Annotated in this window: 24 protein-coding genes; 15 read left to right on the forward strand and 9 right to left on the reverse strand. The window is 36.7% G+C overall.

Annotation, left to right across the window (positions count from 1 at the left end):
• The first annotated feature begins 71 nt into the window (after positions 1-71).
• From ABXH06_RS15505 to ABXH06_RS15530, 6 genes are all read left to right on the forward strand, one after another.
• Positions 72-1,214, forward strand: a complete 1,143-nt coding sequence (locus tag ABXH06_RS15505; protein ID WP_353518787.1) for a methyltransferase — start codon at positions 72-74, stop codon at positions 1,212-1,214.
• Between the two features lie 3 nt (positions 1,215-1,217).
• On the forward strand, positions 1,218-1,805 hold the full coding sequence (locus ABXH06_RS15510) for a YajG family lipoprotein (RefSeq protein WP_353518788.1): 588 nt from the start codon (positions 1,218-1,220) through the stop codon (positions 1,803-1,805).
• A 40-nt stretch (positions 1,806-1,845) separates the two neighbouring features.
• Positions 1,846-2,430, forward strand: coding sequence for a peptidylprolyl isomerase (locus tag ABXH06_RS15515; protein ID WP_353518789.1), 585 nt, complete (start codon positions 1,846-1,848; stop codon positions 2,428-2,430).
• Between the two features lie 214 nt (positions 2,431-2,644).
• Positions 2,645-2,974, forward strand: a complete 330-nt coding sequence (locus ABXH06_RS15520; protein ID WP_311580249.1) for a hypothetical protein — start codon at positions 2,645-2,647, stop codon at positions 2,972-2,974.
• A gap of 109 nt (positions 2,975-3,083) precedes the next feature.
• A complete protein-coding gene (locus tag ABXH06_RS15525; protein ID WP_353518790.1) occupies positions 3,084-4,679 on the forward strand; it encodes an AmpG family muropeptide MFS transporter in 1,596 nt (531 codons plus the stop codon).
• A 52-nt stretch (positions 4,680-4,731) separates the two neighbouring features.
• Positions 4,732-4,902 carry a hypothetical protein gene (locus ABXH06_RS15530; RefSeq protein ID WP_311580243.1) on the forward strand — a complete coding sequence of 57 codons (171 nt, stop codon included), beginning with the start codon at positions 4,732-4,734 and terminating at the stop codon, positions 4,900-4,902.
• A gap of 124 nt (positions 4,903-5,026) precedes the next feature.
• Here the strand turns inward: ABXH06_RS15530 and ABXH06_RS15535 are convergent, their stop codons facing one another.
• Entirely contained in the window at positions 5,027-5,566 is a 540-nt protein-coding gene (locus ABXH06_RS15535; protein WP_353518791.1) for a YkvA family protein, read from the reverse strand.
• Positions 5,567-5,754: 188 nt separating this feature from the next.
• Here ABXH06_RS15535 and ABXH06_RS15540 point away from each other — a divergent pair, with 188 nt between their 5' ends.
• Both ABXH06_RS15540 and ABXH06_RS15545 read left to right on the forward strand, forming a co-directional pair.
• Positions 5,755-6,987, forward strand: a complete 1,233-nt coding sequence (locus ABXH06_RS15540) for a DUF3667 domain-containing protein (RefSeq protein ID WP_353518792.1) — start codon at positions 5,755-5,757, stop codon at positions 6,985-6,987.
• Positions 6,988-7,037: 50 nt separating this feature from the next.
• Complete coding sequence (locus ABXH06_RS15545) at positions 7,038-7,781, forward strand: SGNH/GDSL hydrolase family protein (protein ID WP_353518793.1); 744 nt, start codon at positions 7,038-7,040, stop codon at positions 7,779-7,781.
• Positions 7,782-7,903: 122 nt separating this feature from the next.
• Here the strand turns inward: ABXH06_RS15545 and lysS are convergent, their stop codons facing one another.
• The 5 genes from lysS to ABXH06_RS15570 form a co-directional block, all read right to left on the reverse strand.
• Positions 7,904-9,454, reverse strand: a complete 1,551-nt coding sequence (lysS, locus tag ABXH06_RS15550; protein WP_353518837.1) for a lysine--tRNA ligase — start codon at positions 9,452-9,454, stop codon at positions 7,904-7,906.
• 222 nt (positions 9,455-9,676) lie between these two features.
• Positions 9,677-10,775, reverse strand: a protein-coding gene (gene prfB, locus ABXH06_RS15555; protein ID WP_311580229.1) for a peptide chain release factor 2 whose coding sequence is annotated in 2 segments (ribosomal slippage) — positions 9,677-10,699 and positions 10,701-10,775 — 1,098 coding nt in all. Because the reading frame shifts where the segments join, the coding sequence is not laid out codon by codon here.
• A 148-nt stretch (positions 10,776-10,923) separates the two neighbouring features.
• Positions 10,924-12,765 (reverse strand): single-stranded-DNA-specific exonuclease RecJ, encoded by a 1,842-nt coding sequence (gene recJ / locus ABXH06_RS15560; protein ID WP_353518794.1) that lies wholly within the window; start codon positions 12,763-12,765, stop codon positions 10,924-10,926.
• A 52-nt stretch (positions 12,766-12,817) separates the two neighbouring features.
• Positions 12,818-13,585, reverse strand: a complete 768-nt coding sequence (locus tag ABXH06_RS15565; protein WP_353518795.1) for a thioredoxin fold domain-containing protein — start codon at positions 13,583-13,585, stop codon at positions 12,818-12,820.
• A gap of 109 nt (positions 13,586-13,694) precedes the next feature.
• Positions 13,695-13,826 carry a hypothetical protein gene (locus ABXH06_RS15570; RefSeq protein ID WP_311580218.1) on the reverse strand — a complete coding sequence of 44 codons (132 nt, stop codon included), beginning with the start codon at positions 13,824-13,826 and terminating at the stop codon, positions 13,695-13,697.
• Positions 13,827-13,859: 33 nt separating this feature from the next.
• Between ABXH06_RS15570 and fldB the strand changes: the two genes are divergently transcribed.
• The 4 genes from fldB to ABXH06_RS15590 all read left to right on the forward strand — a co-directional run bounded on the left by fldB (position 13,860) and on the right by ABXH06_RS15590 (position 19,918).
• Complete coding sequence (gene fldB, locus ABXH06_RS15575) at positions 13,860-14,384, forward strand: flavodoxin FldB (protein ID WP_353518796.1); 525 nt, start codon at positions 13,860-13,862, stop codon at positions 14,382-14,384.
• Positions 14,385-14,478: 94 nt separating this feature from the next.
• Positions 14,479-15,717, forward strand: coding sequence for an ATP-dependent RNA helicase SrmB (srmB, locus tag ABXH06_RS15580; protein WP_311580212.1), 1,239 nt, complete (start codon positions 14,479-14,481; stop codon positions 15,715-15,717).
• A gap of 165 nt (positions 15,718-15,882) precedes the next feature.
• Positions 15,883-16,920: a FecR family protein gene (locus ABXH06_RS15585; RefSeq protein ID WP_311580208.1), complete on the forward strand. Its 1,038-nt coding sequence runs from the start codon at positions 15,883-15,885 to the stop codon at positions 16,918-16,920.
• 82 nt (positions 16,921-17,002) lie between these two features.
• A complete protein-coding gene (locus ABXH06_RS15590) occupies positions 17,003-19,918 on the forward strand; it encodes a TonB-dependent receptor domain-containing protein (protein ID WP_353518797.1) in 2,916 nt (971 codons plus the stop codon).
• A gap of 14 nt (positions 19,919-19,932) precedes the next feature.
• On the opposite strand, the gene yaaA is transcribed toward ABXH06_RS15590, so the two are convergent.
• Entirely contained in the window at positions 19,933-20,709 is a 777-nt protein-coding gene (gene yaaA / locus ABXH06_RS15595) for a peroxide stress protein YaaA (protein WP_311580202.1), read from the reverse strand.
• A 297-nt stretch (positions 20,710-21,006) separates the two neighbouring features.
• On the opposite strand from yaaA, the gene tal reads away from it, so the two are divergent.
• The 3 genes from tal (at position 21,007) to ABXH06_RS15610 (ending at position 22,865) form a co-directional block, all read left to right on the forward strand.
• Positions 21,007-21,960, forward strand: coding sequence for a transaldolase (gene tal, locus ABXH06_RS15600; protein WP_353518838.1), 954 nt, complete (start codon positions 21,007-21,009; stop codon positions 21,958-21,960).
• 119 nt (positions 21,961-22,079) lie between these two features.
• Positions 22,080-22,253 (forward strand): DUF3545 family protein, encoded by a 174-nt coding sequence (locus tag ABXH06_RS15605; RefSeq protein WP_311580196.1) that lies wholly within the window; start codon positions 22,080-22,082, stop codon positions 22,251-22,253.
• Positions 22,254-22,331: 78 nt separating this feature from the next.
• Positions 22,332-22,865: a DUF6942 family protein gene (locus tag ABXH06_RS15610; RefSeq protein WP_353518798.1), complete on the forward strand. Its 534-nt coding sequence runs from the start codon at positions 22,332-22,334 to the stop codon at positions 22,863-22,865.
• An 11-nt stretch (positions 22,866-22,876) separates the two neighbouring features.
• On the opposite strand, the gene ABXH06_RS15615 is transcribed toward ABXH06_RS15610, so the two are convergent.
• Both ABXH06_RS15615 and parC read right to left on the reverse strand, forming a co-directional pair.
• Positions 22,877-23,650 carry an EAL domain-containing protein gene (locus ABXH06_RS15615; RefSeq protein ID WP_353518799.1) on the reverse strand — a complete coding sequence of 258 codons (774 nt, stop codon included), beginning with the start codon at positions 23,648-23,650 and terminating at the stop codon, positions 22,877-22,879.
• A gap of 277 nt (positions 23,651-23,927) precedes the next feature.
• Positions 23,928-26,231 (reverse strand): DNA topoisomerase IV subunit A, encoded by a 2,304-nt coding sequence (parC, locus tag ABXH06_RS15620; RefSeq protein WP_353518800.1) that lies wholly within the window; start codon positions 26,229-26,231, stop codon positions 23,928-23,930.
• Positions 26,232-26,412: the final 181 nt, after the last annotated feature.

The following is a 26,412-nucleotide window of genomic DNA, read 5'->3' on the forward strand; positions in this document are numbered from 1 at the left end:
CCTAGTGACGAGGGCCGAATTTTGGCACAATAGTTACCTTTCATCTAGCAAAATTAGTAGCTTAATTATCTATGTTTAGTCCCTTTATTATCAATGACAAAAATTTATTTCTCGATCGTTACCCGATTAATCAGGTTAACCGCAGTTTACAGGCATGGGATGCAGCCGATGAGTATTTAGTAAATTATGTTTCTGATAATCATTTAATAACAAATAATTCTAGCGTATTAATTTTCAATGATAACTTTGGCGCCATTAGCTTAAATTTTACCAATAACACAGTACAGACAATAACGGACTCGTATATTAGTCAATTGGCGTTAGTTCACAATGGTGAACAAAACAATTTACCATTAACCAAAATCAATCAATGCTCAAGTTTAGACAACTTACCTAACGCCGCAGATGTTATTCTCTATAAAATCCCAAAAAGTAAAAACTTAATGGTTGAGCAACTTGGTAAAATTAGAAAAATCTTAACTCCCGACACACATTTTATTGCCAGCGATAAAGCGAAAAGTATTCAAACATCGACATTAAAACTATTTGAAAAACACTTAGGGATCACCAAAACCTCATTAGCAGTGAAAAAAGCGCGCTTAGTTTTTTGTCAATTTGATCCGGCATTGCAGGAAACGCCTCAACAAACAACCAAATCTTGGCAGTTAGACAACAGTCAAATAATCATTAAAAACTATGCTAATGTTTTTGCCAGAGAAAAATTAGACATTGGTGCTCGCTTGTTTATCCAGAATTTACCTAGCTTAACCAATGATAAAAAAGTCATTGATTTAGGCTGCGGAAATGGCGTTGTTGGGCTTTCGTTACTTAAAGACAATCCGAAAACACACTTAACCTTTACCGATGAGTCTTATATGGCAGTTGCCTCAGCGAAAGAAAATGTTCAAGTTAATTTTCCAGAAAGTACTGATAACTGTGAGTTTATTGTCAATGATTGTTTAACAGATATTGAGCCACAAAGTGTTGATCTAATATTATGTAATCCTCCCTTTCATCAACAAAATGCCACAACCGATCATATTGCTTGGCAAATGTTTAAAGATAGTTCTCGCGCCCTAAAAAAAGGCGGGGAATTACGTATTGTTGGCAATAGACAACTTGGTTATCATATCAAATTACAACGCATTTTTGGTAATGAGAAACTCATCGCCAGTAATGATAAATTCGTCATATTATCGGCCATTAAGAAATAAATTATGCATACAATTGCTCATATCAAGGCTCAATTGAACAAACTCGCCGCGGGTTTAACACTTGTACTGTTAACCGCTTGCGCAAACACGACAAATAAGATGGTGATTGCACCACAAATACCTGTGGTAAAATCGAATTTTCATGCCATGAAGACTGCTCAATTAACAGTGACAGACATGCGAGCAAATAGTCATGTTGTGGCGATTCATCGAGAAGGAAAAGCGATTGAATTAATCCCCGCGCATGATCATATTGATACAGTGTTAACCCCCTTATTGAAACAAGCATTTATCAATAGCGGCTTAACTATTAATAACAATGCAATGAATAGTATAGCGTTATTTATTAATACGGCAGAGGTTGATGTTTACCAATCCTTAATGAAATATCACACTACCAGTCAATTAACGTTAACTGCGAAAGTTTCTGCAAAAGAACAAACACTCACAAAAACTTTTAAAAATAAAGGCAGTAGTGAAGGCGTATTATCTGCTGATTTAGCCGTGTTAGAGCGAAACCTTAACCAACAAATTAGCGATACTATCGCATTAATCGTTAACGATAGTGAAATCCAACAATTTTTAAAATAATAATTCGATTAGCCGCTAACCGCTTTGTTTAGGAATTCTTATGAAATATTTATCTTTTTTATTGCTTGCCCTGTCTTTCGCTGTCCAGGGAAATAAGCTAGATCTCGATACTGATAACTTATATCCTCAAGTAAAACTTGAAACGTCAATGGGGGTTATTATTGTTGAGTTAGATCGCGTGAAAGCCCCAATTACCGTGGATAACTTTCTCACTTATGTAGTGACAGGTGAATATAACAACACGGTTTTTCATCGCGTAATTAAAGACTTTATCGTGCAAGGCGGTGGTTATGATAAAGATTTTGCCATGAAAAAAACACATGAAAACATTGTGAATGAATCCGGAAATGGTTTAAAAAATGAGTCGGGGACCATTGCTATGGCCAAAGAAAATAGGCCACATACTGCCAATCGACAATTCTTTTTTAATGTTAGCGATAATAAAAACTTAGACCCAGGCAGAAAATGGGGCTATGCCGTATTTGGTTCTATTATTGAAGGTGAAGAAGTAATTGAAGCTATGTCAGCAGTTGCAACCGATTATGATGAATCAATGGCCTGGAATGATGTCCCCCTTGAGCCAATTATCTTAATAAAAGCAACATTATTGCCCGCAGCGTTTTAAGCTTTTAGTCACTGCATTGGCTAAAATAAATTGTTATAACTTACAAAGCGCTACCAGAAAACACACGTTATACTTTTGACAAGTGACACTTTATCTACGATACATAAGGTATTACATGCTACAAGTTGACTAAAATAATAATCGGAATTAATTCACAATAAGCAATTTTGTGATCTTTCTCATGTATGTATGTTTATTAGAAATGGGGAAAGAAATGATAATTGAGCAGTTTATCAACGAGAAGATTCTACAAATTAGCGCTTATATTAAAGCTGTCATTGAAAAATCTCTACACTATACAGAATTGGATCAGTTCATTATTGATACAATGGAAGAATGGACATTACTACAGGTAATGGACGATACGCCGGGTAATGCTAAAGAACGAGTATTTTGGCATGTTATGCACGAAATGAGCTTACATGGCAGTCATGCGTTGTCATCCGATTTGTATTTTCGTAGCGAAATAAATACCTGTCTTGATTTTTTTAACGGCATCGGTAGTTATCCTATCGATTGTATTGGCTGGCGCCCGTTGCCTTAATTTTCCCATTTAACTTAATAATATTGACGCAGCGACTAAAATTATCCTTTTTTACCTAAGTCGACTCTGATAGTCTCCATAGCAAATTCTAGCATTATGAATTCTGTGCATGTCATCGCCAAATACGATAAAAGAAACACTCAATTACTTTAAAAATAAACGACTACTTACCATTTTTTGTTTTGGTGTTGCCAGTGGTTTTCCATGGGTATTAATCGGCTCTGCGATGACTGGCTGGTTAAAAGACGAAGGCTTAAGTCGTTCTAGTATTGGCTTATTCGGACTGATATTTGTCGCTTACAGTATTAATTTTCTCTGGTCACCCTTAGCTGATCGGATCAAAATACCTTTTATCACGGCTAAAATTGGTATGCGACGTAGCTGGATTATGGTAACCCAACTCATCATTGCCTTTGCCGCGCTGCAACTCAGTTATTTAGATGCAACCAACCAACTCAATTTGATGGCTATGTTTGGCTTAATTATTGCCCTAGCCGGTGCAACGCAAGATATTGCGATAGATGCCTATCGTATTGATTCTTTATCAGGTTACGATAATAATATTATGGCTGCCGGCTCAGCAATGGCAACAGCGGGTTGGTGGACAGGGTATGCAGGCCTAGGCAGTATCCCATTTATTTTAGTCAGCCAACCCAATTGGCATTGGCCTGAAGTCTTTCAGATATTAGCTGCCATCATGTTAGTGCTTATCATCACAGCTATAGTGGTTAGCGAACCTCAAAGTAATCGTGAGCAAGTTCTCGATAAAATTGAAGCCGATTACTTAAACGTTTTACCTCAATATGGTAAAAAATCACTGCTGATCTTGTTTATTTTACCTTTAATATTTATCAGCATTATTTACGCAAATATTGGCTACCCTGCTTGGCCTGAAAGCATTATTGCAAGCGAATATCAATTCACCTTTGTTACTTTTTTAGTCGTGGGGTTACTGTTTATATTTCTGCAACAACTCGCTCGACTTAACAAACAACTGGCGATTCAAAATACCACGAATAAGAATCATCAGATCACGGTAACTCATCGAGTCACCGCATGGTTACTAACAACTCTAGTAGCGCCTATTCAAGAATTTTTCGATCGCAATGGCACTAAACTCGCGTTATCGATATTAATGTTTATCTTTTTATTCAAATTAGGGGAAGCATATTTAGGTCGTATGTCGATTGTATTTTACCGTGAAGTAGGTTTTTCCAATGAAGATATCGCTTATTACTCGAAAATGATCAACTGGGCGACAACCATTGTTTTTTCTTTAATAGGCAGCGTTTTCACCATCCGCTACGGTATATTAAAAGGGTTATTTATTGGTGGCATTGCGATGTCTTCTAGCAACTTACTTTTCTCTGTCATGGCATTTGTTGGTCCTAATAAATTATTATTTGCCTTTACAGTTTTTGTTGATGGTTTTACTTCTGCTTGGGGGTCGGTAGCCTTTGTTGCACTTTTATCTGTACTTTGTAATAAAAGTTTCACGGCTAGTCAATATGCCCTAATGGCTTCATTAGGCACGTTTGGACGAGTAATGCTCGGCTCTTACTCAGGGATTATTGTTGATTGGTTAGATGGCAATTGGGCATTCTTTTTTATCTTAACCTCGCTGATGGTGATACCAAGTTTATTATTTTTATATGCGATTAGAAAACCGTTAACTGCCTTGATTGAAAAACAAAACGGAAATTAGCCGTTAATTGTTCTATCATATTGATATACAGATTAAATTAAAGTGTTTATAGATGATCAGATTGTTATTTTTATTACCTATATTAATGTCGGCTGTTTGGTGGTGGTACCTTAATAATCGAGGCTACACCATGAAAGAAGGCTTACGTGGCTTTATTTATATTTTTTCATTTAATGCGATTATTATTGGATTTTTCACCTTAATGCTTTTTGTGACCCATTAACTTAAACCTATCGTTAATGATTAGTTTTCCAGAAAATACCAACAAAACTAAACATCAAAGATGAAAAAAAATCTTCACATTAAGTGAAGATTTTTTAATAAATCATGTAACTAAAATCGTTAAATTAAAACATTGAACGACGACCACTACGGCGTGTATTACGACGATTTCTCATTCGACTATGTAATTCTCGACGCTTTGCACCTAACCATTCATCACGAGTAATAGTAACATCACCAGTGCGACCTTCTTCACGAGCACGATAAGCACAGAATTCTTCAAATGCTTCAATATCGTCTTTTAACTCTTCAGCGACTAACTCAATCATAATAGCATCATCTAAAAAGCCTAAAACAGGAATATGATCAGGGACTAAATCTTCAGGATCACTAAAATAAGCCAAGGCACTTAACACGTCTTTACGCTCTTCGGCAGGAATTTCCCACTCAGCATCTTCAATCATGGCGACAAGTGTTTCTAACTTCTTAATACGCTCAGTAACAAAAGGCGGAAGTTCAACATTAATATCCTGACTTAAGCTTTTTGCATTAGTTAAAATACTTGCTTCACTTAGACTTTCCGCGCCTGATTGTGCTTTTCTCATCACATCACGAAAGTGCTCTAGATCTGATTCTTTTAATTCAAAAGTAACTTCAAATGCCATTTTAATTCTCCTACGATTGGCTTTTTCTTCTTTACCATTAAATCTAACAGAACATTGCCAGTTCAGCACGTAAGTTACGATTATTTTTGTAAAAAAGGTAATTAATTTTCCGCTTTCATCAAGATTACAATTATTTTGATAAAATCTCATGCTATTATCTAAATGAAACAACCATTAAAATTCACAATATGTCTGATAAATCAATAATAAAGCAAGACAATCAAACATTAGCACAAGAGAATGTTAAAACCTGTGAAAACTGTCACGCCCCCGTTCAAGGTATGTATTGTTCTCAATGCGGTCAATCGGTTGAGTCAACATTACGATATTTTTGGAGTGTTGTTTTACACTTGCTTGACGATATATTCAGCTTTGACTCCCGCGTAAATCGCACCTTAATCCCTTTATTATTCAGGCCCGCTTTTCTTACTAACGAATATATCGCTGGCCGACGAGTGCATTACGTACCGCCGTTAAGACTGTATCTTTTTATTAGTATTGTTTTTTTTCTTACTTTGAAGTTTTTTGCCGTCGATGAAAGCCTAGGGGCGTTTAATGTAGGAGATTCCGTTTCTTCAACGGTAAAAGTAGAACAGCATCTCAGTAAATTACAAACGAAAAAAGCAACTGCAACACCAGATAATCAATCGTTAATTACCGATGAAATTAAAAAATTCTCTCAATATAAAGAGGATTTAACCAAACAAAAAAGTCTTGCTATTAAAGGACTCACGGATAAATTAGTCCAATTAGAATTTGAAAAGTTACGCGAAAAAGATAATTTTTCACCCGAAAAACAAAAGAATCTTGATAACTTAATTGAAAACATTACGCTTTTTAAAAGCGGCGAAAAAAACAACTTATCATCCGATAAATTAACCTTTGGAAACAATGAAGATGGTAGTTTGTCTTTTGATTTTTTAACCCCTGAGCATAATAAAAAAGTTAACGATTTCGCTCAGCTACTTTCGAAAAAAGCAGAAAAAGCCTTTAACGAAGATCCAACACCTTTAATTAAAGAAGCGATTGAAAAGCTACCACAACTGCTTTTTATTCTATTGCCGTTATTTGCCGGCCTATTAAAAATCATGTTTATTTTTTCTAAACGCCTTTATTTAGAACACTTAACCGTTGCATTACATAGTCATAGCTTTATTTTCTTATCCATTTTAATGGTAGAACTTATCGGTTTTGCTAAGTTTTATGCAGCTCATCTTCCGCTCATCACCCATATTACCGAATTTTTAGAAGTTGCTATCGTTATCTGGATCCCTATATATTTGTTTATTATGCAAAAACGCGTTTATAAACAAGGCTATTTTTTCACCACCATAAAATATGCATTCATTGGGATAACGTATATGGTTATGATTGCCATAACAGCCACTGTTGCTTTCATTTGGGGACTCGCAAGCACTTAATGTTGAGTATTTCACGCAAATTTGAATCACGCTAGTATCCAAGAAACCTTATGATTACAATTTTATTCACCATTTTCGCTTTAACGATTATCGCGATATTTCTTTTGATAATTCAAGGAAGATGGACTCGCAAATCCACCGTTAAATTACCAGAGCCAAACGGCGCACGAAAAGGTAGGTCTGGTAAAGTTCTACCCACTGAGGGTGACACGTTAAAAGCACTTATTATTGGCGATTCATCGGCAGCAGGAGTGGGCGTTGATCATCAAGATAAAGCATTAACCGGATTCTTAATTGCGAGCCTAGCGAACCAGTTTGGTGTTGAATGGCAATTAATGGCGAAAACTGGCTTTACTTGTACCGAACTCATAAAGCAACTGCAACAGCAACCACAGCCATTTACTCATATTGATCACGTTCTTGTGGCGATTGGGGTTAATGATGTAACAAATTTCACTCGACGGAAACAATGGCAGAAAAACTTAGTAACGTTAGTGGATTTATTAGAAAATCAGTTTCATACGCACAACATTATCTTTACAGCTATTCCGCCTATGCACTTATTTACCGCTCTGCCTCAACCTTTAAGATGGATTTTAGGGACTCGAGCAAAACAGTTAAATCAACTAATGGCAGAAATAATACAGACCAAACCAACTTGCCATATATTGCAGCCAGATATTCCTTTTTCAGAGCATTATTTAGCAGATGATAAATTTCATCCATCACAAGCTTCTTATAAGTTATGGGCTGAACAAGCAGCTCAATTAATAAGGAAATTGAGTGTGATTTAGGATTACCCCCAATAAAAAGCCCGTAATCTTTTTATTGATTACGGGCGTTATTTAAGCTTTCTCTGATCGCACAATCCGGTTTTTAATCGCTAATCAACTTGTACGTGCTTAGAAACCACTGACTACTTGTCAGCTAAAGGTTTCATATGCGGGAATAAAATAACATCTTTAATGGTTGGTGAATCCGTAAATAACATCACTAAGCGATCAATACCAATACCTTCACCTGCTGTAGGTGGTAAGCCATATTCTAATGCTTGAATGTAATCGCCATCGAAGTGCATTGCTTCATCATCACCAGCGTCTTTACCTTCCACTTGGTTTTGGAAGCGAGCGGCTTGATCTTCGGCATCATTTAACTCTGAAAAACCATTAGCTAATTCACGACCGCCAACGAAAAACTCAAAACGGTCAGTAATAAATGGGTTTTCATCATTACGACGAGCTAATGGTGAAACTTCCCAAGGGTATTCGGTAATAAACGTAGGTTGATCTAAAAGATGCTCAGCTACTTCTTCAAATATTTCACAAATATATTTACCAGGCCCCCACACTTTAGCTGCATCAGTTTCTTTCACACCAACAGCTTTAGCCATCGCTTTTAATGCATCAAAGTTTTCTTCAGGGTTACGTAAAACATTTTCATCAAGATCTTGACCATATTTCAAAATGGCATCCACCATTGAAAGACGAGCAAATGGTTGACCGAAATCATAAAATTTCTCTTCAGTGATTTCACCCTCAGCATTCTTCACGGTATTACGGATCACTGACGTACCCATCACATCTTCCGCCAAAGTGCGCAGCATATCTTCAGTTAAATTCATGAGATCTTTATAATCAGCATACGCTTGGTAGAACTCAATCATAGTAAATTCTGGGTTATGACGCGTTGATAATCCTTCATTTCGGAAGTTACGGTTAATTTCGAATACTTTTTCAAAACCACCTACCACCAAACGCTTTAAGTAAAGCTCAGGGGCAATACGCATATACATTTGTATATCTAATGCATTATGAAAAGTTTCAAATGGTTTCGCCGTTGCACCGCCAGGTATAGTTTGCAACATTGGCGTTTCAACTTCCATAAAGTCACGTTCAGTTAAAAACTTACGAATACCATCGACAATTTTTGAACGAACTTTAAAGGTGTTTCGTGTATCTTCATTGATAATTAAATCAACATAGCGTTGACGATATTTTGTTTCAACGTCAGATAGTCCATGGAATTTTTCTGGCAATGGACGAAGTGATTTTGTTAATAACTCGTATTTGTCCATATTGACGTATAAATCACCTTTACCTGATTTATGCATAGTGCCCGTTACACCAATGATATCACCGATATCTAGCGTGCCCCATTTCGCTTTAATTTCTTTTTGTACCGTTTTATGAGCATACGCCTGAATACGACCTGTCATATCCTGTAAGACCAAGAAAGGACCACGTTTTGCCATAATACGACCAGCAATGCTGTACTCTGCAGTTTCAGCTTCAAGCGTTTCTTTATCTTTTTCACCGTGTGCAGCTTGTAAATCAGCTGCATAGTGTTTTCGATCAAACTTGTTTGGGTGGCCATTAGCCGGACAGTTTTCTCGAATTTGCGCTAATTTGCCACGACGTTCGGCAATCAATTTATTTTCGTCTTGGTTTGCTTGTGCTTGGTCAGTCATTTCATTTCTCAAACTTGGGTTAATAAATGGCATTTTTCCGCCAATATAATTCACATTGAAATTTAATTGTTTTTTCCAATTTATTCATTCAATATTCTTTATTAAATTAAGGCTAAGTTAACAGCCATTAATTCAAGAAAAACACACGGAGCATACAGGTGTATGTGAGTATGTTTGCCGCAGAAGTTATGGTTGATAACAACGCGTTAATTAATAAAGTCGTTATAAGCCAGACTTTAAACTCGCTTCTAAAAATTTATCGAGGTCGCCATCTAATACGGCTTGCGTATTACGGTTTTCAACCCCAGTACGTAGATCTTTGATTCGACTGTCGTCTAATACATATGAACGTATTTGACTGCCCCAACCGATATCCGATTTACCATCTTCTAATTCTTGCTTGCCTTCATTTTGTTTCTGCATTTCCATTTCATACAACTTAGCTTTTAATAGCTTCATCGCTGTAGCACGGTTTTTATGTTGTGAACGATCCGCCTGACAAGCAACAACCGCTCCGGTGGGAATATGGGTTAAACGAATAGCAGAATCTGTTTTATTAACGTGTTGACCACCCGCACCAGATGCTCTAAACGTATCGACACGCAAATCAGCAGGATTAATGTCTATTTCGATATTGTCATCAATTTCCGGATAAATAAACGCTGAGGCAAAAGATGTATGACGACGACCACTTGAATCAAATGGTGATTTACGAACGAGTCGATGAACGCCAGTTTCCGTTCTTAACCAACCAAATGCATATTCACCGGTATACTTAATAGTACAACCTTTGATCCCCGCTACATCACCATCTGTCACTTCAATGGCTTCAGTTTTAAAGCCGTGCGCTTCTCCCCAACGAAGATACATCCGCATTAGCATTTCGGCCCAATCTTGCGCTTCAGTGCCACCCGAACCTGACTGAATATCTAAATAACAATTATTAGCGTCTTGTTCGCCAGAAAACATTCGACGAAATTCTAATTTCTCTAAACTTGCTTCTAACGTTTGAATTTCTGCTTGTGCGTCTTCAAAGGTTTCTTCATCGTTTTCTTCAACGGCGAGCTCTACAAGCCCCTCAATATCTTCACAACCTGAGTCCATTTGGTCGATAGTTTCCACAACTGCTTCTAAACCAGCACGTTCTCTGCCTAATGCTTGAGCTCGCTCAGGTTCATTCCAAATTTCAGGGGCTTCTAATTCGCGAACAACTTCAACTAAACGCTCAGATTTCTGATCGTAGTCAAAGGTACCCCCTAAGCATATCTGTACGCTCACGAATTTCTTTAATTTTATTTAAAACAGGGTTTACTTCAAGCATGCTTAATTTTCTTTTTACACCGCCAAAAACATTGGCCAATTTGAATAGTAAAATAGTCGCGCATTGTAGCTTAATTACACGGGTAAATAAACGCTTGCGTGTCGCAATTTATCAGGAAGTATTTTTCTCGAAGGGAAAGCAAAGATACTTATGCGGAAAGAGTTAAATACTCAACCATTAATTGTAACGATTGCTTGCCTCGAAATTCATTAATATCGAGTCGATAACATAAATATACTCGGCTTGCATTATGATTAGGCCATTGTTTTACGTTAATATTAAAAGCAATAGCATCAAAGACTTGTCCTTGTTTTTCCACCACCATTTTAAGATGCTTTTCACCAACGATTCTTTGTTGTATCAATGTGAATTCATCGTCAAATACCGGTTCAAGGAAATTTTGCCCCCATGGTCCCGCGTGTCTAATTTTTTCTGCAAAATCTAGCGTCATTTCAGTTAATGATAATGAACCATCTGAATAAACTTTTCCTTCAAGTAAATCATGATCTAACCATTGTTTGGCATAATCATGAAAGTGTTGCTGAAAAAGTGCAAAATTTTCTTTTAAAATGGTCAATCCAGCAGCCATGGCATGACCACCAAATTTAGCAATAAGCCCTGGATGTTGGCTATCGATATGTTCTAATAAATCTCTTATATGCAGACCCGGAATTGACCTTGCCGAACCTTTAAGTTCTAGACCATTGTCACTTTGGGCAAAAACAATACTTGGGCGATGAAACTTTTCCTTTAATCTTCCTGCGACTATGCCAATGACACCTTGATGCCATTGCTCATTAAACAAAGAGATAGCATAAGGTAAATTTTCTTCGGTAAAGTTAAGTTGCTTCATGATAGTTTCGGCTTCATGTTGCATGCCTTGCTCAATTTCACGACGTGACTTATTTAAACTATCCAACTCTGCCGCCATCACTCTTGCCGACATCAAATCAGCAGCTAATAAACAGTTAATTCCATAAGCCATATCATCTAAACGCCCTGCGGCATTAATACGTGGACCTAGCGCAAAACCAAAGTCACTGGCCATTAACCGTTGTTGATTCTTTCCTGCTATTTCAATTAACGCTTGAATACCAGGGCGAGTGTGCCCTGCTCTTATTCGTTTTAAGCCTTGCTCCACTAAAATTCGATTATTTGCGTCTAGCGAAACCACATCAGCCACGGTACCTAAAGCGACAAGATCTAATAGTTGTGCAATGTTTGGCTCAGTAATTTTAGGCTTAGACGTATTGAATTGGTTGCTACTATCATGATTGTTCACATCATTTTGTAGTGATTGATTTTCAGATAAATCAGCATCTTGAGATGACTCTGGCTGAGCGTTATTTTCGTGGGAAAAAAACCAGTTTTGTTCGCGTAAATATTTTCTCATCGCTAACATAAAATAAAACGCCACTCCAACACCTGCTAGCGCTTTACTGGGAAAGCTGCATTGGTGTTGATTAGGATTAATAATAGCATCAGCTGGAGGTAACGACTTACCTTGTAAATGATGATCAGTCACAATGACTTTTAAACCTAATGATTTAGCCTTTTCAACGCCAGCAATGCAACTAATACCACTATCCACAGTAATTAATAGTTCAGCACCTTGTTGATATGCAATATTGACGATTTCTGGCGTTAAGCCATATCCATATTCAAAACGATTTGGCACTAAAAATTGATGATTTGTATATCCAAACATCGATAACGCTGTCATCATTAAAGCAGTACTTGTTGCGCCATCAGCATCAAAATCACCAACAATAACAATCGTTTGATTCGCAACCATCGCTTGATAAAGTATTGTGCAAGCATCATGGATACCAGCTAATTGCTCAACAGAAATTAACTGGTTAGCTTTAAGGGTTAATTCATTCGACGATTGCACACCACGCGAGGCATATATTTGTTTAATAACTGGATGTAGCGATGCTGGCAAAAAGCTATCATCTACCTTTTCACGTCGCACAATCACTTTATTCATATAAACACATCTGCCTAGTTAAAGTTGAGCATTTAAGTAGCGTGTCATGCAACTAGCTTTCAGTGTTGATACTTTCAAGTATTTGTAATAAATCGGCAGGCTGGCGATAGCCCGGTAACAAAAGTCCATTAGGAAAAATAATAGCAGGAGTAGAATTCACACCCACTTGACGGCCAAAATTAAACTCGGCCTCCACTGGGCTTTCACAAATTCTTTGTGCTACAGATGCCCCTAACTTAGCTTTAGTTAACGCTTCATTTGGCTGTTCATGGCACCATATAGAACGTAAATCTTTAAAACCTTGCGATAATCTACCTAACTGATCAGTCACACCTGCTCGTGGGTATGCCATATATTTAACTGTGATCCCTAACTCATTATATTGTTCAATTTGCTTATGCATTTTACGACAATAACCACAGGTAATATCTGTAAAAACAGTGATTTGATGCTTTTCATTTTTAGCGGGGTAGACAATCATGTCATCGCTAAATTGTTTTAATCCTTCAATGCGTAATTCAGCTAAGCTATCTTCAGTATGATTAATCACATCATTACTGCCAATGCCATAAAGCTTACCTTGCACTAAAAATTGCCCGTCTTTACTAGCGTAAAATAAACCTTGTTTGGTCACTACTTCAACAAGCGCAGGAAATGGAGATGCTTTAACGGATTGAATCTCTAAGTTAATGCTAGATGCGAGTGTTTTCTTAATCTCAGCTTGTGCTTTTTCTGAAAGTGTATTATCTACTTGAGCTAAAGCATGAGTCACGCAAAACAAGCTACTGATCAAAAAAACGAAAGCGCGATATTTAAACATAGAAATTCCCAATATATATTTTAATTAATCTCTTTTACACAAGGTTTATAACAATCAATTTAAAAGAAACCAAGACACGATCAAGCAGACCGTAACAGAGGCGACAAAATTACAGGGTATTTGATAAAAAATCAATTTTTATACTGGTATTTCCGGCTTCAATCGCCCCATTAAAAATTCCTATAATTTTTTTAATCCTTGCTAGCTTGTTAATAGCTCGATCTGATAAACTGCGCGCCATTATATTTCCCAAATAACTAGCTAGGAAGAAAGCATGGAAATTGGACTTTTTTATGGCTCAACGACTTGTTATACAGAAATTGCTGCCGAAAAAATTCAAAGCCAATTTGATGATGGTGTCGTGCAATTATTTAACCTAAAAGATATACCATTAGCTGAAAGCGAGAAGTTTGATTTACTCATTTTTGGTATTTCAACGTGGGATTATGGCGAGATTCAGGAAGATTGGGAAAGCCATTGGGATGAAATAGATCATCTAGATCTTAACGGTAAAATTGTTGCGTTATACGGCATGGGCGATCAAATCGGTTACACCGAATGGTTTCAAGATGCTTTGGGAATGTTACATGACAAAGTTATCGCTCAAGGTGGATATGTTATCGGTTTATGGCCAAACCAAGGTTATGAATTTGCCGCTTCTAAAGCGTTAACAGCTGATAAAAGCCACTTTGTTGGTTTAGCTTTGGATGAAGATAACCAATATAATGACAGCGATACACGTATTAGCTCATGGTGCCAACAAATACACAATGAAATACAAGACGTATTATCCAGTTAATCAATTAAATTATAAACTTTTTAACGTGCACTATAGGTTATTGACGACTTTACCACTATAATCTGCACATCTTAATTTCGAGCCTAAAATCACTATGTTTGAGCAGTTTGACCTAGATTCAGAACTCCTAGGCGGCATAAACAATGCCGGTTATACTAAACCTACTTCCATTCAATCGCTAGTTTTACCTGCCGCGATGGCGGGGAAAGATGTGTTAGCATCTGCACCGACAGGAACAGGAAAAACTGCCGCATTTATTTTACCCGTTGCTCAGCATTTACTCGATTACCCAAGAACAAAACCGGGTTTTCCACGTGTACTAATTTTATCGCCAACTCGTGAGTTAGCGTTACAGATACATGAACAAAGTGAAAACTTAACGGCGTTAACTAAAATAAAAAGTGGCGTGATCACCGGTGGTGTTAACTATGGTAGTCACAAAGAAATTTTAAATGAAACCACCGATATTTTAATTGCTACCCCTGGTCGGTTACTTGAATACATTGAAAATGAGCAGTTTGACGCGCGTGAAATAGAAATTCTAGTGCTTGATGAAGCTGATCGCATGTTAGACATGGGTTTTGCTGAAACGATAAATCGAATTATTGCCGAAGCAAGATGGCGTAAACAAACAATGCTTTTCTCAGCCACACTCGAAGGTGCAGGCGTGGTTAAGTTTTCAAAAGAAATACTCAACGATCCGATATTTCTTGAATCGAACCCTTCACGTAAAGAAAAAGCTAAGATTCATCAATGGCTTCATTTAGCCGATGATAAAGATCATAAATTTGCCTTACTAGCTCACTTATTGAAGCAAGAAGAAATTAAACGAGCGGTGGTTTTTGCCAATAAGCGTGAAACCGTGCAATACCTTTCTGGCAAACTATACGCGGAAGACATTCCTTGTGCTTGGTTAGAAGGTAAAATGGCACAAGATAAGAGAAATAAAGCAGTTGAACGTTTACGCAATGCACAGATAAATGTATTAGTTGCCACGGATGTAGCAGCACGAGGCTTAGATATTGATGACATCACCCATGTGATTAATTTTGATATGCCTAGAAAAGCCGATATTTATGTACATCGTATTGGTCGAACCGGTCGAGCGGGTAATAAAGGCACGGCAATTTCATTAGTAGAAGCACATGATATGGCGGTTGTGGCTAAAATTGAACGTTATATAGGCGATAAATTGCCTCGTAGAGTGATAGAAGATTTACGGCCTAAATATAAAGAAGCAAAAGTTGCATTAAAGAAACCGAAAGTCAAAAAATCAAAAGCACAAATGAAAGCTAAAGCGAAAAAACAAGCCAAACGATCCGCGAAAAGATGATCATAAACAAGTAATATTGAACATCTGCTCAATATTACTTGCTTAGTCCATTAATTTCGGTGAAAATATCATCTGTTGAAATTGTATACTATTATTTATAGTAATCAGTAAAAACATATACGCTAATATCCAGATATTTTGCCGTTATTAAGGAAAGCAACCAAAGTGTCAAATCGATTAATCAACCAACAAATTAAACAACAAGCGCGAACTTGGGTGCGTTGTTTAAATCGTGGATTAACCGACTCTGAAAAACCACAACTAATTGCATGGCTTAATCAAAACCCTCTTCACCATCAAGCACTATATAAAGCGACATCTGTTTTCGATAACATCAAAGAATTAAATGAGCTAAATGGTGTATTTCCTTTAGAGAAAAATGACCGTTTAAGTGGTTTAAGTGCTAAAAGTTTATTTTTAATAATGCTTTTATTATCTCTAATGGCGATTTTACTCGGTCAGTCAATATCAACAATTTCAGTATTTCCCGCTGAAAATCAAATGATGAATTATCAGACTCGCATTGGTGAACAACATGAGTTTTTATTACCTGATGGTAGTAAAGTCACATTAAATACTCATTCTAAAATCACGGTAAATTACAATAAGAACCATCGCAATATACACTTGTTGTATGGTGAAGCTCTTTTTGACGTTGCCAAAGATAAAACTCGACCTTTTACCGTCAATACCGGTAATAAATCGTTCACGGCGCTCGGTACAGTGTTTAATATTCAAAAAAATAATGAACTCGATATGGAGCTCTATGTCAGCGAAGGACAAGTGCTAGTTAGTAATCAATTACCGAGCAAAAAACTTGCTTCTTTGATAGAAACAGAACGTGCAAAACATGACTCCAGTATGATCATCACAGACGGCGAAAAAACGGTGATTGAAAATAAACAACAACAAGCAACGTTCTCATTATCACAAGCCCAAGCGGAACAAGAATTATCTTGGCAACAAGGCATGTTAATATTTTCAGGTGAAACTCTAAAAGAAGCACTCAGTGAAGTTAGTCGTTATAACAAGATTCAATTTGAGATTGCCAACGACGATGTTAGCAAAATAAAAATAGCGGGTTATTTTAAAGCTGGTGATATCAATGGCTTACTAGAATCGCTGGCAAATAACTTCAATATTAAATATAAATTTAATGCCACAAATTCAATTCAATTAAGTAAAGCAGAGAATCCTTCTTAATCACTTCTGCTTAATCTTAAAAAAGTCTATACTGCCAATATATCAAACATTTAAATCACCAAATAGGTAACTTTTTCGCTTGATGTTATTTTGGCAGCCGTATGTTTCAGGTATTAAACAATACTTTAACACCATGAAAACATTCTTATTCTGTAAGAAAAATAAAATTGCTAGCATCGCAATATTATGGCTTTGTATTAGCAATAACAGCTTCGCCGAAAAGCTGTTTCTGTTTGATATTCAACAGCAACCTGCGGATCAAGCATTAATAACCTTTGCAAAAAAAACCGATAAAACGATTATTTTTTCGTATGAATTAACTAGAAACTATCAAACTAATACACTTAAGGGCTATTACAGTTTTACTCAAGCACTACGAAAATTGTTAAGAAATTCAGGGTTAACCTCTGTGATTAAAAATAATCAATTGCAGATAATCGAAGACAGCTCGTTTATAAATTTACAATCCGAAAGTAATAATATCTCACCATTACCGTCTAAGACACCTTCACTGCAAAGAACAAGAACACATCAACAACAAGAGCACATTGAAAAAATAGCGATTGTTGGTAGTAGAAATATCGCAAGAAGTCTTCAAGAGTTACCGGTCCCCGTAGATATTCTCTCCCAGCAAAGTTTAAAGAATACCGGTGAATTTGAAGTTGGTAAAATGCTGCAAAGTATTGCGCCTTCATTCAATTTTGCCAGTTCTTCGATAAGCGACGGCACAGATGTATTAAAACCTGCAACATTAAGAGGATTAGGACCTGATCAAACCTTGATTTTAGTAAATGGTAAACGCCGACATCATGCAAGCTTACTTCATATCAATACTTCCGTAGGCCGAGGCACTGCAGGAGCTGACTTAAATACCATCCCTTTATCTGCCATAAAACGTATAGAGATACTACGTGATGGCGCTGCGGCTCAATATGGCTCAGACGCCATTGCAGGTGTCATTAATATCGTATTAAAAGATTCAGCGAACACCGGCAGTTTTCACTCAACTATTGGTCAATATCAGCAAGGTGACGGTAATACCTTTGATGTAAGTATAAATAAAGGCTTTACACTCAATGAACATGGATTTTTTAATACAAGTTTGAGTTATCTTACACATCAAGCAACCGACCGCTCTGGGTTACATGGTAGTTGTCAGTATCAAGATTGTTTGAAACTTGAAAATGGCGACTATCTTGCCACTGATCAAAAAGAAAAAACAGCCAATAGAAATACCTTTAAAATTGGCGATCCTGCGTATCAGCAATTAAGTTTAGCTTATAACGCTAATTACCCAATCAAGACTGGTGAATTATATAGTTTCGCTTTATATTCTAAACGAAGAAATAATTCTGCTGCTTTTTTCCGCCACAGTGCCAATGAGCTAGCAAATCCTATTTTGCAAGATAATATAGCCGTTAGACCTAATGGCTATTTACCTTATATTCATTCAGATATTACTGACACGTCCTTTAATTTAGGATTTAAAACAGAACTTAGTAATGATACAGCGATAGATATTTCATTCACACAGGGTGAAAATACGATCGATTATCGCACTAAAAACTCGCTGAATGCTTCATATGTTAACCTACTAAATTCACAAGGGTTGTTGAGCCCAGAACAAATTAGAAGTCAACTACCACAATCGGCAGATGCGTATTCGTTATCTTTATCATTACAAACCTTAAATATTGATGTAAGGCGTATTTATGAGTACTTTTCTCTCGCCATAGGTGCTGAAATAAGAAAAGATAAGTATCAAGTCAGTCCTGGAGAGAAATATAGTTATTTTGATTATGATAGTCATGGCGATAGTGCCTATTTTGACCATAATGCTTTAGGCGGAATTCAAGGTTTTCCTGGTATTTCAACAAATTCATCTGTTCACGAGTCTAGACAAGTAAGCTCTTTATATTTAGAGCTAAACAGTGAATTAATTGAAAATATCACGTTTGATGGTGCCTTAAGGTATGATAATTATAATGACTTTGGCGATACCTCGAATATTAAACTTGCTACTCATTGGCGTCTCAATGAATTAATCACCTTACGCAGTTCTATCAGTACTGGGTTTAGAGCCCCTTCTATGCAGCAACTTTATTTTAATAATATCAGTACCCAATTTATTGTTGATGATGACGAGCACTTTACCGCAGAACAAATAGGTACCTTTAGAAACGATAGTCCGCTCGCATCCCTGATTGGTGTACCACAATTAACAGAAGAAAAATCAACAAACTTTACCTTTGGAAGTGTGTTTAATTTTACCGATAAATTCAACGTCACGCTTGATTATTATGCGATTGATATTGATGACCGCATCGTTATCAGTAATAAATTAGGAGTTGGACTGTCGACAGAATTAACAGAATTATTACAGCAAAACCACGTCGATAAAGCGCAGGTTTTCCTTAACGGGGTCAATACAGAAACGAGAGGTTTAGATGTCATTGCTAGTTGGAAAACACCTTTATTCAATGGTAATTTTGACTTAACATTTGCCGGAAATATAACCGACACGGATGTCAGTAAACGCTATGTGCCAAACTCAACTGTATTGAATGCGCTGTCAATTGAGCAAGTTTTTTCAGAACAAGATATTTCGATTATAGAAGAATGGCAGCCCAAGAATAGAATGAGTGTCAATGCAACTTATCTATTAAATAATTGGTCAGTGAATTTTAATGTTAACCGTTACGGAAAATACACCATAACGGATGGCGGCAAACAAACCTACGGCGCTGAAATATTGACCGACATACAAGTAAAACACCAATTTAATCGACAAATATCTTGGTATGTGGGAGTAAACAACCTCTTCAATGTCACTCCCGATAAAAATACCATCGCAAATTCACATGCGGGCACTATAGTAGACGAACAAGGCAATGAAATAGTCAGCAGCCCTGGCGTATTTAAATATTCTCGCCGCTCTACACCCTTTGGTTTTAATGGTAGTTACTTGTACTTAGGGTTAAATTACTATTTTGAATAACCAAAATGAGTGAGTTATTCGACCTCTTTACGCGTGAAAACCCAATCATTCCCTTTTGATAAGTCTTCATTAAAGCTATACCCCGCTACCGCAAACCCTTTTAATTCTGCTAATGAATTCACTTGATTTTCAATAATATATCTAGCCATTAATCCACGTGCTTTTTTCGCGAAAAAACTGATCATTTTATATTGACCATTTTTCCAATCTTTAAAAGCCGGCGTGATCAAATCAGCTTGTAATGACTTTTTCTTCACAGCTTTAAAGTATTCATTTGACGCTAGGTTCACTAAAATATTATCTCCTTGCTCTGCAAGTGCTTGATTTAGCTTCTCAGTAATTAACTCGCCCCAGAATTGATATAAATTAGTACCACGATCGTTATTAAGCTTAGTGCCCATTTCTAGCCGATAAGCTTGCATTAAATCTAAGGGCTTAAGTAAACCATATAATCCCGACAATATTCTCATATGCTGTTGTGCGTACTCAAAATCAGCATCCGTTAAAGTTTTTGCATCTAGCCCTGTGTATACATCACCATTAAACGCCAACACTGCTGGACGAGCATTTTCAGTAGTAAAAGGTTGTGACCATTGTCCGAATCTTGCGGCATTTAGTCCGGCTAATTTATCGCTGATCCCCATTAAGGAAGATATCTCTGCAGGAGAAAGTTTGACGCATTCTTCTATTAATAATTGGCTATGCGATAATAATTCAGGTTGTGAAAATTTATCTGTCGTTAAAGGAGATTCATAATCTAAATTTTTTGCAGGAGAGACAACAAGTAACATAACGGATCCAACTCAATTAAAATTGTCGATACTATATCATAGCGAGGTCGGATTTAAATCGATGAAATCGCGATCTATCGCATAAATAAATAATCTAATTATTTATTAAAAATTCACAAAAGCTACTTGCTAATTTGCTAGGATTTGATACAAATTAGTGTTCGAACTCAAATGTTCATAATCGATAATTTGAGTAATTATCGAAGTCACACCAGAAATAAGCCGCTTGTCATATTATTTACGATTTGCTCAACGCTTAATCGGTACACTTTTCACATTTAATCAAAGGAAAATATGATGACAAACCAACTAGAACAGTTAAAAAAAATGACGACGGTTGTTGCTGATACTGGCGACATTGAAGCTATCGCAAAATTTCATCCACAAGATGCGACAACTAATCCTTCATTACTTCTTAAAGCTGCTTCGATAGAAAGCTATCAACATTTATTGGACCAAGCTGTAACTTGGGCAAAGGCACAATCCGACAATGCTGAGCAACAAGTGATTGACGCGGCAGATAAATTATCGGTATTAATTGGTTTAGAAATTTTAAAAATAATCCCTGGCCGTATTTCTACGGAAGTTGATGCCCGTTTATCGTTTGATACTCAAGCGTCAATTGAAAAAGCACATAAACTTATTGCTATGTATAACGAAGCCGGCATTAGTAATGATAGAATTTTAATAAAATTAGCCTCAACATGGGAAGGGATCAAAGCAGCCGAACAGTTAGAAAATTCCGGCATTAATTGCAACTTAACCTTATTATTTAGTTTTGCTCAAGCGCAAGCTTGTGCTGAAGCGGGCGCATATTTAATTTCTCCATTTGTTGGTCGTATCTTAGATTGGTACAAAAAAGACACTGGGAAAACAGCATATCCAGCAGCAGAAGATCCAGGTGTATTGTCAGTAAGTAAAATTTATAATTATTACAAAGCTAAAGGTTACCAAACAGTGGTTATGGGCGCGAGTTTTAGAAATAGTGGTGAAATTTTAGCGTTAGCAGGCTGTGACCGATTAACCATTAGCCCTCAACTTTTAGATGAATTAGCTAACTCTCAAGAGCCAGTTGAGCAAAAATTATTTAATGATCAGCCAGCCATAGCAAAAGAGTCGCCACTATCCGAAGCAGATTTTCGTTGGTTAATGAATGAAGATGCGATGGCAACTGAAAAGTTATCAGAAGGGATCAGAAATTTTGCTATTGACCAAGTGAAATTAGAAAAACAACTTTCAGCACTATTATAAAAATAAAAATAAAAAAGGTTACTATTCATTCACTTGGCTAAAAACTTAAAAAAAATGTTTCAATTTTTCAGGATAGTATGATAAAAAAATCATGCAGTTGTAGAAAAAAGGAGCATTCCATGGATAAGCTAAATGAAGTCGTTGGCTCACTTGGTAAACAACCAAAAGCCGCAACCAATAGTAATAAAAAAAGAAAATGGCGTGAAATAGAACAACTGAAAGAAAAGTTCCAACTTGAAAAAGACCTAAAAGTCTATGAAGACTCGCTAGAGTATATGTTGGACGAGTTTTAAGCTAATTAAAACGTTTAAACTAAAACCCAGTTTTTACTGGGTTTTTTATTGCAAACATAAAAATATAGCAGTAATAAAATGTCACTAATCGGGCTTGGTAATCCAGCTGCACAATTAAATGTTTATATTGAGAATACTCCACCGTTAGAGTCATACCTCTCGTTATCCGCATGTAGACCAATGCAAAACGGGGAGATTAAAATGATCGCAGATCTTACCGGCAATCATTGGCGTAAAATATTTAATGTTTATGCAAAACTCGTCTTTGAACTAACCAAGCCACATTATAAATCGTGGCAAGACTATCGAGATAATGCACTACTGCAAGGCCACAGTAATGAGAATTTATTATTTAAGGTAACAGCGGCAGAGATATTACCACACTTAATGCGTCATAATACGTCACCAAAAAACATTTCAATTATTATGGGAAAAACCTATGCGAGTAAGTTAGAACTTGCTGAAACTTGTCACTGGCTATCCACAGAGTTTGCTATCAATACCGATAAAAATTTAATAATTTGCCCTTACTTTGACTACCGACAATTATCAAATATAAAAATTACCAAACTCTGCCAATTAATTAAATCAATGCAAAATGTAAAAACTTAACCCTTACTTTTTCAGGCATTTAACTTTAAGTAAAGCGAGTCTTGTTCAAGCCATTGCGGGTAATGACGAATAGGGTTTGCGTTTGGTTTAGCTAAATAAAACCCTTGCGCATAACTCATTCCTAATTGCCTTAAGAGTTCATATTCTTCAAAGCTTTCGATACCTTCAACCACGACCTTTGCTTGTGCCGATTTTGCTAATTCAAATATTGCTTTAAGAAATTTTCTTTTAAAGTTATCAAGGTGGCAGTTTTCAACAAAGTAACGATCAACTTTAACAATATCTGGCCGTAATTGGCTCCACATTTTTAAACCTGAATACCCAGCACCAAGATCGTCAATAGCGACATCAAAGCCAAATTCTCGATATTTTGCTAGCGCAAGACTCAAAGTTTCTGCGTTTGGGAAAGGATATTTTTCACTCAATTCAATGACGATCCTTCGACAATCTAACCCAGCCTTCTCAACAAGTTTTATCGTTTCACCTTGTGGGTGGGCTTTATCTAATAACACCAACGGACTTACATTAAGAAATAATTTTCCTTCCAATTGTAAGTGAGCAAATTGTTGAATTGCAGTATCACGACATAATATTTCAAGCTCAGATAATAAACCACAATCAGTAGCTGCTTTAAATAACACATCAGGCGCGTAATAAATGCTATCTAGAGGGCCCCTAGATAATGCTTCATAACCAACGATAGTTTGATTAGTAATATCAAAGATGGGCTGAAAAACCACTGTTATTTTTTTATCACGGATAATATTTTGAATAATTTTATACACAGAAATCTCCTTTCACCTAAAAGTTTAGGAGTTTTAGATGACAGATTTATGACAAAATTTGAATATAACGTAGGAATTACGTTGAATTGTCACGAATGTGTGAAAGCTATTTCCTAGGTAATTAAAACGCTAGAATGTAATTAGGCTTAGCAAGTAACGACAAACGTTACATTACTAAGCCTATGACTATGCCAATCTATGTGAATTAATAGTGCGGAGAATAAATAAAGCTTAATTAACAGATCAAAGTTAAACTAAACGATAATTTACTGGTACCTTATTCGCCACCTGTATCAGGTGCTTCAGTGTCATCCTGTGCAACGTTAACCGGCGACTCTACTTCAACGCGATCGACTCGCTGTAAGCCTCGTGGTAATTTATTACCTCGTCTACCCCTTTCACCACGATAGTGTTCTATATCACTTGCTTTGAGGGTTAATTTTCGTTTACCAGCATGTAAAGTCACGGCGTCTTGATCCGTGATAACCTCAAGAAGTGTCACAAACTCTTCGCGTGACTTTGCGCGCGCAGACGAAATATTGATAATTTTATTACCTTTACCTTTACTCAATATCGGTAAATCTTTTACAGGGAAAACCAACATTCTTCCTTCGGTAGTAATGGCAAGTACTAACGCTTTTTCAAGGTTTTGAATAAGCTTAGGTCTGATCACTTTAGCGTTTGCCGGTAAACTAAGTAATGCTTTACCGTTTTTGTTGCGGCTGATCATATCTGAAAACTTACCAACAAACCCATAACCAGCATCGCTGCTCAATAAGTAATTCGCATTGTCATCTGCCATTAACGTTTGCTCAAAGTTCTCACCGGCGGATAAATTGAAACGTCCCGTTAAAGGTTCGCCTTGGCTTCGAGCAGTAGGCAAAGTATGCGCGTCAGTGGTATAAGCCCGACCTGAAGAATCGATAAATACAACAGGTCGATTACTTCGCCCTTTCGCTGAACATAAATATTCATCTCCAGCTTTATAGCTTAACATTTTCGCATCAATGTCATGCCCTTTAGCACAACGAGCCCAGCCCTTTTCAGAAACAACAACAGTAACAGGTTCACTTGGTACTAAATCTTTTTCTGATAATGCTTTTGCCTCGGTACGTTCAATAATTTTCGAGCGACGTTCATCTCCATATTTTTCTGCAGCTTCAAGAATTTCCTTTTTCATTAAGGTATTCATTCGTGCATTGGAGCCCAATATCTTCTCTAACTTTTCGCGTTCTTGATTTAATTCATCTTGCTCTGCACGAATTTTAATTTCTTCTAACTTCGCCAATTGACGTAGTTTAATTTCTAAAATCGCTTCCGCTTGAATTTGTGAAAGCGAAAAGCGAGACATTAATTCTACTTTCGGTTCATCATAATTACGTATAATTTCAATAACTTCATCAATATTTAAATACGCAATCAATAAACCGTCTAAAATATGCAACCGCGCAAGTACTTTATCTAAACGATATTGCAAACGTCGTCGAATAGTTTCACGGCGAAACTCAATCCATTCAGATAAAATACTTTTTAAATTTTTAACCGCAGGCTTATTATTTAAACCAATCATGTTGAGGTTAACACGATAGTTTTTTTCTAAGTCGGTAGTGGCAAAAAGATGTTGCATTAATTGTTCTATATCTACGCGATTTGAACGAGGAACAACGACTAATCGCGTTGGATTTTCATGATCCGACTCATCACGTAAATCTACAACCATAGGTAGCTTTTTCGCGGTCATTTGCGCGGCTATTTGTTCTAATATTTTCCCACCTGATGCTTGATGAGGTAAGGCGGTTATCACCACCTCACCGTGTTCGATATCATAAACTGCCCGCATTTTGATGCTACCACGGCCAGTTTGATATATTTTTTCAATATCGGCAGCTGGAGTGATGATTTCTGCATCAGTTGGATAGTCGGGGCCTTTTACAACCTCTAATAATTCGGTAATTTCAGTTTTAGGTGATTCGATCAGTTTGACACAGGCGTTAGCCATTTCTTTGACATTATGTGGCGGTATATCCGTTGCCATACCCACGGCAATCCCCGTAATACCGTTTAGCATAATATGAGGGAGACGCGCAGGCAACGTTTTTGGCTCTTTCATCGTGCCATCAAAATTAGGTAACCAATCAACCGTACCTTGGCCAAGTTCACTTAATAACACTTCACTAAAGCGAGATAAACGAGACTCGGTATAACGCATCGCGGCAAAAGACTTAGGATCGTCTGGGGCACCCCAGTTACCTTGACCATCAACTAAAGGATAACGATAAGAAAATGGCTGCGCCATCAACACCATAGCTTCATAACAGGCGGAATCACCATGCGGATGAAATTTACCTAACACATCACCAACAGTTCGAGCTGACTTTTTATATTTCGCTGCAGCCGACAAACCAAGTTCTGACATGGCATAAACTATACGACGTTGTACTGGTTTTAAACCATCGCCAATATGTGGCAAAGCTCTATCCATGATAACGTACATGGAGTAATTTAAATAAGCTTCTTCTGTAAATTGTCGTAATGGTCGTTGTTCAATACCATCAAGACTATAATCAAGCGCATCAGACATGGATAAATTTTCCCAATATAAACGACTTAGCTTCTGTTTATTGGTTGAGTTTTAATCAACAAGTAAACGCTGAGCGTAAATTTTCTTTTTAATATTAAACATTATTGAAAACATGCCGTTCTTTAAATGTAAAAAAGACTAAAAAGCAGTTTAATTATTATTAATTTGATTAGATTAAAGT

The sequence above is a fragment of the Thalassotalea sp. SU-HH00458 genome (assembly GCF_040362795.1).
GTDB lineage: Bacteria > Pseudomonadota > Gammaproteobacteria > Enterobacterales > Alteromonadaceae > Thalassotalea_H > Thalassotalea_H castellviae.